The 12,804-nt window shown below is 68.5% G+C and carries 9 protein-coding genes and 2 pseudogenes; 6 read left to right on the top strand and 5 right to left on the bottom strand.

The features are described from left to right. The 3 genes from ACFU8Q_RS31985 to ACFU8Q_RS31975 form a co-directional block, all read right to left on the bottom strand. Positions 1 to 1,575 (bottom strand): metal ABC transporter solute-binding protein, Zn/Mn family (locus ACFU8Q_RS31985; RefSeq protein ID WP_384460706.1); only part of this gene is annotated, 1,575 nt, incomplete at its 3' end. 82 nt (positions 1,576 to 1,657) lie between these two features. Then, complete coding sequence (locus ACFU8Q_RS31980; protein WP_384460712.1) at positions 1,658 to 2,887, bottom strand: hypothetical protein; 1,230 nt, start codon at positions 2,885 to 2,887, stop codon at positions 1,658 to 1,660. Between the two features lie 144 nt (positions 2,888 to 3,031). Further along, entirely contained in the window at positions 3,032 to 4,021 is a 990-nt protein-coding gene (locus ACFU8Q_RS31975; protein ID WP_384460704.1) for an alpha/beta fold hydrolase, read from the bottom strand. Between the two features lie 180 nt (positions 4,022 to 4,201). Between ACFU8Q_RS31975 and ACFU8Q_RS31970 the strand changes: the two genes are divergently transcribed. Together ACFU8Q_RS31970 and ACFU8Q_RS31965 are read left to right on the top strand one after the other, a co-directional pair. Beyond that, positions 4,202 to 4,780 carry a helix-turn-helix domain-containing protein gene (locus tag ACFU8Q_RS31970; protein WP_384460709.1) on the top strand — a complete coding sequence of 193 codons (579 nt, stop codon included), beginning with the start codon at positions 4,202 to 4,204 and terminating at the stop codon, positions 4,778 to 4,780. 181 nt (positions 4,781 to 4,961) lie between these two features. Continuing rightward, positions 4,962 to 5,167, top strand: a pseudogene (locus ACFU8Q_RS31965) (transposase); the annotation flags it as partial. Between the two features lie 72 nt (positions 5,168 to 5,239). On the opposite strand, the pseudogene ACFU8Q_RS31960 reads toward ACFU8Q_RS31965, so the two are convergent. Further along, a pseudogene (locus ACFU8Q_RS31960) lies at positions 5,240 to 5,497 on the bottom strand (transposase); the annotation flags it as partial. A gap of 260 nt (positions 5,498 to 5,757) precedes the next feature. On the opposite strand from ACFU8Q_RS31960, the gene ACFU8Q_RS31955 reads away from it, so the two are divergent. The 3 genes from ACFU8Q_RS31955 (at position 5,758) to ACFU8Q_RS31945 (ending at position 9,820) form a co-directional block, all read left to right on the top strand. Next, on the top strand, positions 5,758 to 6,267 hold the full coding sequence (locus tag ACFU8Q_RS31955) for a SigE family RNA polymerase sigma factor (RefSeq protein WP_384460700.1): 510 nt from the start codon (positions 5,758 to 5,760) through the stop codon (positions 6,265 to 6,267). A 41-nt stretch (positions 6,268 to 6,308) separates the two neighbouring features. Beyond that, positions 6,309 to 7,583, top strand: coding sequence for a hypothetical protein (locus ACFU8Q_RS31950; protein WP_384460697.1), 1,275 nt, complete (start codon positions 6,309 to 6,311; stop codon positions 7,581 to 7,583). A gap of 791 nt (positions 7,584 to 8,374) precedes the next feature. Next, the gene (locus ACFU8Q_RS31945; protein WP_384460694.1) at positions 8,375 to 9,820 is read left to right on the top strand and encodes a hypothetical protein; all 1,446 of its coding nucleotides are present in this window, start codon (positions 8,375 to 8,377) and stop codon (positions 9,818 to 9,820) included. 649 nt (positions 9,821 to 10,469) lie between these two features. Here ACFU8Q_RS31945 and ACFU8Q_RS31940 read toward each other — a convergent pair. After that, a complete protein-coding gene (locus tag ACFU8Q_RS31940; protein ID WP_384460691.1) occupies positions 10,470 to 11,033 on the bottom strand; it encodes a TetR/AcrR family transcriptional regulator in 564 nt (187 codons plus the stop codon). 150 nt (positions 11,034 to 11,183) lie between these two features. On the opposite strand from ACFU8Q_RS31940, the gene ACFU8Q_RS31935 reads away from it, so the two are divergent. Then, positions 11,184 to 12,659, top strand: a complete 1,476-nt coding sequence (locus ACFU8Q_RS31935) for an MFS transporter (protein WP_384460688.1) — start codon at positions 11,184 to 11,186, stop codon at positions 12,657 to 12,659. The last annotated feature ends 145 nt before the right edge of the window (positions 12,660 to 12,804 follow it).

Genomic DNA, 12,804 nt, shown 5'->3' with positions numbered 1-12,804 from the left:
CCACCACCCGTCGCCCTTTCCCGGCCCGATGGCCGCCCCGGCCGATGGGGCGCTGTCGTGGGGGCGCGGGGACCTCGCAGGACAACAGGAGGAGCGCGCTCCCGCCCGGCGGGAACGCGCTCCTCGTGCTTCGGGAGAGGGGCAGTGCTGCTTGACGCCACTCAGCTCGTCGGGGGCCTTCGGTAGCTCCGTCGAGGCCAGCTGCTTGCCCGACTCGATGTCGATGGCCAGCAGCTTCTTGCTCGACGGGTCGGAGACGTACGCCGTGTGGTCGCGCACGAACAGCGCCGGGCGGGGCTGCTGCCAGTCCAGCGGCTCCTGCCACGAACCGAGGGCGGAGATCTTCTTGGCCACCTTGCCCGTGGCGGGGTCGATGACATGGATGCTGCCGTCGGTGCCCAGGGCGAGCGCCTCACCGTGCGGATCGCGTGCCAGCGAACGGAAGGTGTAGCTCGTACCGATGTCGACGAGCCGCATCGTGCCCGTCCCGGTGTCGATGAGCGACACCCGCTCCGGGCGTTCCGGCTCGGCGTCCTTGTCCTTCTTGTAGTCGCCGAGGACGATGGGGGACTCGTCGGACCCGGCCTGGTCGCCGATCCGGCCGTACTTCGTGGGGCTCTTCAACTTCGTGACGGCGCCGTCCCTGTAGATCAGGACGCCGTCTTCGCAGCCGATGACGACCGTCTCGCCCTGCGCGGTCGTCGCCCCGTGGACGCCGGGGCACTCCTCGTTGCGGGTGATCTCCTTGCGGTCCTTGTCCAGTACGGCGATGCCGACGCGCCTCTCCTGCGTACCGAGGGTGGTCACCAGCTTGCCGTCGGCGAGCTGGATGGCGACACCACGGTGCGGGGCGGCGGAGGTGTACGTCTCGGCCTTCGGCTTCGTGTCACCGAGGTCCGCGAAGATCGCCTCTACGCCCGCCGTCTCGATAGTGGTGGCAAGGGACTTGAGGTCCGAGGCGCTCGGCGACGCGAGGGTGGTCCCGCTCGAGATCACCGCGCCGACGATCCGGAATCCGAAACGCTGGGCCAGATAGCCGAAGACATGGTGGTTGGTCACCAACTTGCGCTGATCGGACGGGATTTCGTCGAACTGTTTTCGCATCCACGCGGTGAGTTCGGTGACTTGCGCTCCGTAGGCGGACGCGTTCTTCTCGACGACGGCCTTGTCGACGCCCCTCACGTGCTCGGTGACATGATCCGCGATGAGCCAGACGGCCTTGCGGACCCGCTCGGGGTCCGTCCAGAAGTGAGGGTCGGGCTCGTCGGCGGGATCGCCGGCCGTATTGGTGATCGGATCGACGGCGTCCCCGACCGCCAGGGTGGAGACGCCGGCCTCCACATGACGCAAAACGTTCTCCCCCAGGCCGAGGCCGTTGTATACGACCAGATCGGCCTGCTCGATGGACGCCGCCTGCGGAGCCGAGACACCGAAGGAGTGCGGATCGGCGCCGGCCTGCATCAGCACGGTCACCTCGGCCTCGTCGCCGACGATGTTGCGGGTGATGTCACCGAGGATGTTCGTGGTGACGACCACCGAGGGGCGGCCTTGCTCGATTCCCGCGCAACCGCTCACCCCAGGAGCAATACGACGGCCAGGGAGGCGAGAAGGAGACGCATAGGTACCCAACGCCTGTGCACAGTCGCGGAATCGGTACTCATCGGCCGGTCTCCGCCATGTACGTCGGGGCGAAGTCGAGCGGGAAGGTCCGGGCGAGCCGAAGCCGGTCGTTGTAGTCGATCTCGTAGACCTTCCGTGCCGCGGCGTCGTTGACGTACGCGCGGGCGGTGTCGACCTCGATGGCGACGGACTCGGCTCCCTTCGGGAGGAGTTCCTCACGGGCGACGCTCTTCTTGGTGGCGATGTCGTAGGCGGTGAGCACACCGTCGGTGCCGAGCGCGAGCAGCGGAGAACCCTCTCCGGCGGTATTGGCGGCCACGACCGGGCCGGTTTCGATGCGCGTCCAGGCGCGGTCGGTGACATCGAGGACCCGGACGGCGTCATCGCCTGACCTGGCCACGAGCGTGGTGCTGCCCGCCCGGTGGTGGAAGTCGACGGCCCGCTCCGAGGCCCTCACCGCCGTGCCGTACGGGATCTTCTCGGCGTCGAACGTGCCCTTGTCCTCGCTGACCAGCAGCGCGCCGTCGGCACATCCGAACACCACGCCCCGGCGGGTGACGGCCTCGCCGCGCACCTGGGTACACGGCGCCTTCAGTGCGGTGACCCGTGCACCCTCCCGGTCGCGGACCTCAACGGGGCCTTTCCCGGCGCCCGCCGATGTGACCAGCAGATGCTCCTTGTAGGGGACGACCGCCCCGCTGCCCGCGCCGATCAGCGCGCTGCCAAACGGGACGGTGCCGTCCTCGAGCTTCATGCGGTCGAGCAGTTGGGTGCCGGCCTGTGAGGAGGAAACCGCGGTGACGGCCTGATCGCTGTGGATGTAGGCGGCGTCCGTCCCAGGGATGGGTCCTACGTCGCGAATCGCGGCGCGGTAGTAGTGGACGTGGGCGCCGTGATCCACCGTCCAGGCACCGGTGTCGACGACGTGTGTGCCGCCGGCGGTGCTCAGGTAGGCGAACCGGCCGTCGGTGCGCAGACCCTGTACGTCGTCACTGCCCTCGAGTGACGTGATGTCCTCGGTGATCAGGTCCAGGACCTTGCCCGCCCCCGTGCCCGCGTCGGCGAGTACGAGTCGGGACTGCTGTTCGGAGGCTTCTTCGGCTCCCTCCACATACCCGTGGGGTTTCGCCGGGGCCGAGGCCTTGGAGGGTGCCTTCGCGGCGCCGCCGCTCTGGCAGCCGACGAGCAGCCCGGAGCCGACGAGGGTGGCGCAGGAGAGTGCTGTGGCGATTCGGGTCTTCCAGGCCTCGGTGCCCCCGCATGGCATCGGCAGCGGGAAGCCGCCACACGTTGTGTATCGCGGCATCGGAACGAGCAGTCACGGGGCGGAGGTTCATAGGCAGTCGCCTCTAGGACTCCGGGGACTGAGCCGTCCGAAGAGCGCTACTTTTCCGGCCTTCGATGGCTTGGTTCAGCCCTGGAGGGAGGCGAGCCAGGCGGTCAGGAGGCGGTTGACCTCCTCGGGGCGTTCCTGCTGGATCCAGTGCCCGCAGCCGTCGAGGATGTGGGTGGAGGCCAGGCCGGGGAGGGTGGCTGGGTAGGCGTCGATCGCGTCGGCCATCCAGGTCGTGGAGGCGTCCAGGGCACCGCCGATGAACAGGGACGGCTGCTTGATCGGGGCGCCGCCGTGCTGGGCGAGGTCCTTCCAGTCGCGGTCCATGTTGCGGTAGCGGTTGAGGGCCCCGGTCAGGCCGGTGCGCTCGAACTCCCCGGCGTACACGTCGAGGTCGTCCTCGGTCAGCCAGGCGGGCAGCTTGCCGCCGGGGAAGCGGTCGCGCAGCCGGCCGCCGGTGCGGGCCACAAAGTGCGGGTCGGGCTCGCCATGGGCGGGCATGGTGTCGGCGGACAGGGCCGCGTAGAAGCCCGCGAGCCAGCCCCGGACATCGGGCTCCATCTCCGCTTCGGCGCGGCCGGGCTCCTGGAAGTAGGAGACGTAGAACTCCTGGTCGCCGCCCATCTGCGCGAAGACGTCGGTGGGGCGGGGGCCGCCGGGCGGCGCGTAGGGGACGCTCAGCAGTCCGACGGCGCGGAAGACCTCGGGGTGGAGCAGGGCGGAGGCCGCCGCGATGTTGGAGCCCCAGTCGTGCCCGACGACCACCGCTCTCTCCTCGCCCAGGGCGCGCACCAGGGCGACGTTGTCCTCCACCAGTTCGAGCATCCGGTAGGCGTCCGTCGCGGCCGGCTTGGAGGAGCGGCCGTAGCCGCGCACGTCCAGCGCGACGGCCCGGTATCCTGCCGCCGCGAGGGCCGGGAGCTGGCGGCGCCAGGAGTACCAGGACTCGGGGAAGCCGTGGACGAGCAGGACCAGCGGTCCGGTGCCCTGCTCGACCAGGTGCAGGCGTCCGGCGGGTGCCTCGATGGTGCGGTGGCGCAAGTCGGCGGACGGCGCGGGCTGGTGCATGGCTTCTCCTCGGGTTCACGGGCGACCGCGGTTACCCACCGATCATGCGGCGCGGCGGCCGCCCGACGCGAGCACCCTTGCCATCCTGGCAAACTTGCAGGACAGGGTGGCGGAGGCGGCACGGCCGCAGAGAGCGGGGCGACGGTGACGGACGACGGCATAGCCGACACGCTGGCGGCCATGGGCCCCCGGCTGCGGGCCGCGCGCGAGCAGCGCGGCGCCACGCTCACTGGCGTCAGCTGTGCGACCGGCATCTCGCTGAGCACGCTGTCGCGGATCGAGACCGGCCGGCGCAAGCCGACCCTGGAGGTGCTGCTGCAGCTGGCGAAGGCGTACGACGTCTCCCTGGACGAGCTGGCCGGCACCGCACCCGTCGCCGCGGCTGGCGCGCGCGCCCCCGTGCCGCAGCGTCCCGGCGACGACAAGGCGGTACTGCCGCTGACCAGGTACGTGGGGGGCCTGCACGCCCACAAGCACGTCCTGCCCGCCGTCGATGCGCCGCAGGCGCGGCCGCGGCAGGTCTCTCACGACGGGTACGAATGGCTGTGCGTCCTGTACGGGCGGCTATGGCTGGCGCTCGGCGATCAGGACCTCGTCCTGACCGCCGGGGACGTCGCCGAGTTCGACACCCGCACCGCCCATGGAGTCGCGAACGCCGGATCCGGCGGACCGGTCGAATACCTGATCATGTTCGGGCCACAGGGAGAGCGCCTGCGACCGCGCACCCATCCGGCAGTCTGTGCTGGACAGGCGGACTGAGCAGGGGAAACGCAGTCGTGACCCACGCTGGCGGTGGGATACAACGGCTCGTATGACGGTCTTCTACTGCGCGAAGTGCAGCGCCGAACTCACCCGGACCTGCAGGAGCTTCCGGGCGTCCCGGATGTCTCCGTGCACGACAGGGACCGCCACGGCAAGACCCGGCTTGCGTCGTCGACAGTCCGCCCACGTACGGGCCAAAAAAGGGGCGAACTCACAGGTCCGAGCCCCGTGGACCGGGGCAAGCACGGTTCCGAGATGCACGTCCTGTCGGACGCGAACGGACTGCCCCTGGTCGTCGGCGTCTCCGCCGCCAACACCCACGACAGCCGAGGCCTGAAGCCCATGGTGGCCGGTCTCCAATCGAGACACGACCCCCACCGCGGCTGGAGCTCCCTTGTCCAACTGTCGATCCGAAGGTCGGTCCCGGCGGCCGACCCCTTGTCCGGGCCCGCTACAGATTCCCTCGTTGCACCAGGCGGCGTAGTAGGCGTAGACGGTGCCGTGGTTCGGGAAGTCGTGCGGGAGGTATTTCCAGGGGATTCCGATGCGGTTCATGTAGAGAATCGCGTTGAACACATCGCGGAGGTCGACCTTGGCCGGCTGGCCGGTGGGCCTGCGGTCGAGCCGGGCTTTTCTCCATGCCGTCAGAGTCGGCTCGATCAGGGCCGATCGGGCATCGGGGAGGTCGCTGGGGTATGGCTTGCGCTGGCTCACGCCGTAGCGTCGGCATGGACAGGCCGGAAGGTGCCGCTCGAACCATCGCAAAGCAGGCCAGCAGCGAAAGCCGTTTTTCGGAATAGACCTACATAAACGCCCTGTGAGCGCTGGAGGGGGCCGGCACTTCGGTGGTCGGGGGCTGCGGGAACCACTCGCCGATGAGCTCGCGGAGAGAGGAAGCAACTCGGGTGAAACATCCCGCCGCCCCCACCGCATCTAAATGGTGTAGGCGACGAGGCAAGGGGGGAGGGCGGCGGATGAGACGGTCCCAGGAGAGCGCCTTCCGGGAGTTCGCGGCGGCCCGCATGGGGCATCTCTTCCGTTCGGCGTGCCTGTTGACCAGCGGCGACACCTATCTCGCCGAGGATCTGGTGCAGGAGACGCTGGGGCGGATGTATGTGGTGTGGGGTAGGTCGAAGCTCGGCAATCCGGCGGCGTACGCGCAGACCGTTCTTGTGCGTGTCTTTCTGGCGCACCAGCGGCGGCGTTCGGCGGGAGAGCGGCCGAGCGACGAGATTCCCGAGGTCTCGGAGACGGCTGCGCAGGGTGACGCCTCGCTGCGGCTCATGCTCCTGGACGCGCTGCGGCAGCTGCCGGCGAAGGACCGGGCGGTGGTCGTGCTGCGGTACTGGGAGGACCGGTCCGTCACGGAGACTGCGGACGTCCTCAACGTCAGCTCCGCAGCCGTACGCACCCGCAGCACCCGTGCACTCGCCCGGCTGAGGGTGCAACTGGGCGGCAACATCGGAGAGTTCGCCGCGCACTGATCAGCCCGACTGACTATTACGAGAAATGGTGGTGGTTTGGCATGTCTGGAACGCAGGAGGACCTGGACGCGTTCGAAGGCGGGCTCGGTGACGCGCTACGCCGCACCGGGGAGGTCTTCTCCGTGGAGGGGCGCCCGCTGGTGGACGGCGGCGTCGTGCGTGGCCGGCGGGGGTTGCGGCGCAGGCGGGTCGCGGCTGTGACCGGCAGCGTCGCGGCGCTCGCCGTCGTGGGGTTCGGGGCGTCGTACACCACAGGGGCGTTCGGCGGCGGCTCGGGGCACGGCGGGGCGGGCGTGGCCGCGCAGCCGAAGGTGCAGGAGACCGGCCCTTCGACGAAGTCGTCGCCCGGCAAGGGGCCGCAGTTCTCGGCGCAGCAGGTGATCGAGAGGTTGGAGGGGCTGCTGCCGGAGGGAAAGGTCAGCGGGCGGGCAGGGCGCGGTACGGCCGACCGGGGCGGGCCATCGGCGCAGCTCGTCTTCGACGATGGCGAGGGCAAAGCTGCGATCGGCGTGAGTGTCGGAGCCATCGACCCGGACGGCACGGAGGCGGAGCAGCAGCTCGAATGCCCCGACAAGACCTTCGTGCCGTACGACTCCTGCCGGAATGAGACGCTTGCCGACGGTTCGCGCCTGATGGTGTTGCGCGGGTACGAATACCCTGACAAGCGCGTGGACACCAAGTGGTGGCACGCCTATCTCGTGACCCCCGACGGATACACGGTCGATGCCAGCGAGTGGAACGCGCCCGCAGAGAAGGACGCCGCCGTTTCACGGGCCGAGCCTCCGCTCACTGTTGGGCAGTTGAAGGGACTCGTCACCTCCGATGAGTGGCGGCCCGTGATGAACGCTCTGGGAAAGGCGGCTCCGGAGCCGGTACGGCAGCCGTCGGCGCAGGGGCAGGACGGCCAGGCGATCCTGAGAAAGCTCAAGTCGCTGCTGCCCATGTCCGCGAAGGTGGCCTCCGAGCGCGGTGACGACGGATACGCGTACGTCGTCGTGAATGACGGCAAGGGCGCGAGCCTGGTGCAGATCAACGTGCAGCCGAACATGTCGGACGTGGAGGGGGAGCTGTTCGGGGCCGGGGCGGAGGTGCTGCCGGACGGGACGAAGGTCGTCACGAGTCAGGGCCGGGGCGAGAAGGGCGGCGCGGGCGTGGTGATGTGGACCGCCGACACCATCCGTACGGACGGCCTCCGGGTCGTGGTGTCTGCGTTCAACTCCGGGTCTCAGAACGCGAAGGCCACACGGCAGACACCCGCGCTGACCATGCAGCAGCTGAAGTCGATCGCCACGAGCGGGAAGTGGGCCGGAAAGTAGGGCCGTAGGCAACGCACCTGCTACGTCTACGGCGCCGCTTCCGGCCGCCACCGGGGATTGGTGGGCCCGGATGCCCTGCCTCCCGAGCGGGCGAAGGGGTGCGCCAAGGAGTGGAACGCCGTATGCGCGTCGTGGATGACAGCACTCGCACCGTACCCGCGGAAGGGCTGAACGCTCCGTACACGCCCCGACGCGGCCGCCATTTTCGACAGAACGCGACTGGGCCCGTACGCGTATTCGTACGGGCCCGGCGATCACTGACCGGCGGTCATCGCTGGGGGCTACGTGGACGACGCGCGGGCCGGGGCTTCCCTCGGAGATTCCCACAGCGCCGCGAAGGACGGCCGGGCTTCGTAGGCTTCAAGCGGCGTTTGCCTGCCGGTGTGGACGTGTCGCCCATTTCAGTTGTCGTCTGGTGTCCGCATGACCTGGGGCTTCGGAGTGTTGTCCAGGTTGGGTGATCTGTCGGATTCCGCAGTGAACTTGAGATTTCTGGAGCGTTGGTAGTTCTGGCGTGCCAGCCATCTCTGGGGTGCGAAGGGTCCGCGTAGCGAGGCTTGGGACCAAGGTGGACATTCTGTACGCGGCTGTCGCGTTCGCTGCGCAGGTGGTGCCTGCGCAGCTGAGCGGGGTTCCAGCCAAGGAGGCGGAGGCGAGCTCCGGCGATGGCGGGTGCGGTGCAGCCCGGGATATTTTCCTCACGCACAACTGTCCATCGAATGGGTGCTTGCGATGTGAGGTCGAGGCTGCCCTCGGGGGCTTCACTGCGACCTTGATGGGTTCGAGAGTTCATGACTTGCCACATAGCCGCGCCATGGCGCCGTTCCTCCGTCTGGGCACTTCCGCTGCTGTGGACCTTCGCTCTCGGCCTGTGGGGGCTGTCGAGGCAGCACACCCTGTGGCGGGACGAAGCCGCCACCTGGCAGGTAGCTCGGCGATCCGTTGCCGACATCTGGCACATGCTGGGGCAGGTCGATGCTGTGCACGGGCTCTACTACCTGCTGATGCACGGGCTCTTCGAATGCTTTGGGTCCAGTACCACTACCCTGCGTCTGCCATCGGTGCTGGCCATGTCATTGGCGGCGGCATGTGTGGCGGCTATTGCCCGTCGGTTGGCCGGCCAGTTAGTGGGCCTGACGGCAGGGCTGGCGTTCGGGCTGCTTCCGGCTGTGCAGTTCTATCTCCAGGAAGGCCGTTCGTACGCACTGATCGCGATGGGTGCTGGAATCTCGACCCTCCTGCTGGTGACCATGCTCGAAGGCTGTCGCCGACGATGTCGATGGACAGCGTATGGAGGCACTGTGCTGGTGTGCGCGCTGCTGAACTGGCTGTCCCTGCTGATTCTTCCCGCGCACTTGGCAACTCTTGTCTGGGTGAAGGCTGAACGAGGGATATGGGGACGATGGGTCGGCGCCTCGGCAGCCGCGGTGGCCGCCGCGTTGCCGTTGATTCTCTTCAGCCGGAGCCAGTCGGAGCAGGTTTCCTGGATTCCGCCCTTGTCGTGGCACATGTTGATCGGTCCAGTTGTCCTGCTGCTGATCGGCGGAATCGGGGCCCTCGCAGACCGGCCGCGGTCGGGTCGGCTGTCGGTTGCGGCTGTCGGCTTGCCGCTGCTGGCGGTGCCGCAGATCGGTTTGATCGGCCTTTCGCTGGTCCAACCACTGTTCTTGGACCGCTACGTCTTGTTCAGCATGCTGGGTCTGGCTCTACTGATCGGTGCAGCGCTGGGTGCGGCAGTAGCCGCCCTCGGCAAGAGGTTCCGGTGGACGTCGGCATGGCTCCTCCCTGTGGCGGTCGTGGTGGCAGTGTTAGCACTCTTGCCACAGTTGCTGGCCAAGCGCTCTCCGGCGAGTCGAGTTGATGATGTCCTGGCGGTAGCGGCGGACGTGAGGCACTTGAAGAAGGCCGGAGACGCGGTGGTCTTCATACCGGCGGCACGACGTGATACGGCGCTGGTGTCACCCGACGACTTCGCTGGCCTGCGGGATATCGCTCTGGTCGAAAGCGCTGCGGCATCGGGAACGTTGAAGGGCCTGGAGGCCAGCCCTGACCAGATAAGGACCGATCTATTGTCACAGCAGCGGGTATTGCTGGTCACGGATGCGCCCAACGTGGCCAGGCCAGTGTCGGCGGCGCGGGACGAGGCGAAGATGTCAGTGCTGCGGGCGTACTTCACTGCGGTGGCGGATCGTCAGATCCTTGGACGGCGGGCGACGGTGTACGAGCGGCGCTCGTGACGTGTCACATGGAGACATAGGGGTGTCATGCACTTGCTCAGCCTGTGGTGCGGTGCTGGGTTTCGTGGCGGGTGGCGCGGTTGTCCTCAGCGGTGAGGGTCTAGAAGGTGTGGCCCTTCGCCGGTACCTCGTGGCACCTGGTCAACCAGCACCTCAACGAACAGCCGACCCCGCTGCGCAGCCTGCGCCGGGACGCTCCGCCGGAGCTGGAGAGACTCTCGATGCGGCCGACGTACTGCGGGCACAGCCGACGTTGCCGCTGGCACGCCGTCGAGTATTACGCCGTAAAACTGCGCCCCCACAGCTTGGGACCATTCCCGCGGGTGCGGGGAGCAGCGGTCCACCAGGGCGAGCGGGCCGAGCCGGTAGGGACCATCTCCGCGGGCGCAGGTCTCGCCGTACCTGACCGAGCACATCCGCCGCTTCGGCGAATACTCCACCCACGAGCTCGCCGACGAACCCGACGCCTACGACCCGCACCTGGACGTCGACTTCACCCCGATCCGCGGCGACGGCCCGCCAGTCGACGGATTCAGCCAGGCCGCGTGAGCCAGCCAAGGGCCGGATGCCTGAGCCGGCCGGGCGGGTGTCGGCGAGCACGGAGCCTTGGCACCGCGTCCGAGGGCTGATCCCGGGGACCGGGGTGAGGTCACAGCATTCGGTCGACCAGCCCGTCGACGTAGTCCGGGGTGAGCTCCATGCCGAACAAGACGCGGATATACATCGGGGCCAGGATGTGGTCCAGCACGCCGAACGCGTCGGGTGCGTGCTCGCCACGTTCGCGGGCGCGATCGAGCATGGACTGCAGCTGCCGCATGCGTTCGGCGCGGAGGTCGTCACCAGCCTGCAGGCCCTGCTGACCGTTGCTCGACAGGGCGACGGCCAGGCGCACCACCGCCACACCGTCGGGTCCGGTGATCTCGCGGGCCACGTTGGCCGCGTAAGTGCGCAGGTCGCCGGCCAGGCTCCCGGTGTCGGGCATCGGCGACTGCGTATTGAGGCGGGTGAGCGCCACGTCGGTGAGCAGGGTTTCCAGGCTGCCCCACCGGCGGTAGATGCTGCTGTCGGCTACGCCCGCGCGGGCTGCGACCTCGCCGACGGTGAAGTTGCCGTAGCCGCGCTCACTGATCAGGTCGGTGACGGCCTGGTGCACCTCCGCGCCCACGCGGGCGCTGCGCCCGCCGGGCCGCCGGGCTCGCTGTCGCTCATTCATGCCTCCAGCTTAACGCAGTCATGGCTTGCGTTTGTGAGGCACCCCCCTTACAGTCACCTAACGCAGTCGCCGACTGCTTTAGAGCGCTCATGTGTATCGCCACCCGCGTCGATCATGGCCGGGCGCAACTAACGATTGAGAGGAATCCCCATGGCTGCATCGCATGCGGCGGCCGTAGGCAGTCGACCAAACCGGGCCGTGCTGCTCACGGTGACCTGCCTAGGCCAATTCATGGTCCTGCTCGACAACACGATTGTTGGAGCGGCGCTGCCCGATATGCAGCACCGGCTGCACACTCAGCTGACCGGTCTGCAATGGATCGTCGACGCGTACGTACTGCTGGTCGCCATGCTGCTGCTCTCCGGCGGTGTCTTCGCCGACCGGTTCGGCCGCAAGCGGGTGTACCTGACCGGCGTGGCGGTGTTCACCGCCGCGTCGGTGCTGTGCAGCCTCGCGCCCTCGCTCGGCTGGCTGGTCGCCGGCCGGGTGCTGCAGGGCATCGGGGCCGCAGCGCTGAGCCCTGCCTCGCTCGCCCTGCTCGCCGCCGCCTACCCCGTGCCGCAAGAACGAATCAAGGCGATCGGGCTGTGGGCCGGATTCAGCGGAATCGGTCTGGCCGCAGGCCCCGTGGCCGGCGGCGTGCTGACAGATGCCTTCGGCTGGCCCGCCATCTTCCTGGTCAATCTGCCCATCGGCGTGGCCCTTCTGCTGGTCGGTCTGCGCAGCCTTGAAGAGGCCCGCAAGCCGAGCGCCCCCGCAATCGACATCCCGGGGACGGTGCTGTCCGTTCTGGGGGTGGGGGCGCTGACCTACGGGCTGATCGAGGGTGGTGCCCGCGGCTGGACGTCGCCGGTGATCCTGGGAAGCTTCGCCGCCGCGGCGATCCTCCTCGCCGCCTTCGTCGCCGTCGAAGCGCGTCGCTCCGCACCGATGCTGCCGCTGCGGCTGTTCCGGCAGCGTCTGTTCACCGTGTCCAACACCGCCATGATCGTGGTGGGGTTCGCGCTCATGGGCTCGTCGTTCTTCTTCTCCCAGTTCTTCGTGTACGTCCAGGGCAGCTCGATCCTGCGCGCCGGCCTGCAGACCCTGCCGGTGTCCCTCGGCATGGTGATCGTCAGCCCGTACGCGGGCCGACTCGCCGCCCGGTGCGGCTTCCGAATCGTGGTTACTATCGGCCTGGCCCTGGCCGGCCTGGGACTGCTGGCGCTCGGTATGGTGCACGCCGACACCGGTTACGGGAACGTGTGGTGGCGGCTGGGAGTCGTCGGCATCGGCTTCGCCCTGACGATGTCCCCACTGACGGGAGCCGCCATCCAAGCAGTCAGCCCGCAGGAAGGCGGCCTCGCGTCAGGCATCAGCAGCACCACCCGGCAGATCGGCGCGGTGCTCGGCGTGGCGGTACTCGGAGCCATCGTCCGCACCCGGCAATCCGGCGGCGCCTCCTTCGAGACCGGCCTCAACAGCGCCTTCCTCGCTGCCGGCGCCGTCACTTTGGCCACCGCCATGTTCACCGGCCTGTGGCTGGCGAGGTCCAAGCCCGCGGAAGGTTCCGCGGCGCCGCAACGTTCCACCGATCCAGATGCGGTCACCACCTTGAGCGGGGCATCCGCGAACAGCCCGAACTAGACCAAGATCATCCCATGGCCCGTTTCTGCCGTATCTGGGACACCCCCCCACTAGTGTCCTGCGCCGGAGATCCGTTGGCAGAAACGCGCGAGGGAGTCGAGGATCTCCTCGGCCGTCTTGGTCCAGGTGAACGGTGTTGGGTTTT

This window comes from Streptomyces sp. NPDC057543, from assembly GCF_042801895.1.
In the GTDB taxonomy this organism is placed as follows: Bacteria; Actinomycetota; Actinomycetes; order Streptomycetales; family Streptomycetaceae; genus Streptomyces.
This window is presented reverse-complemented; position numbering and strand designations above follow the sequence as displayed.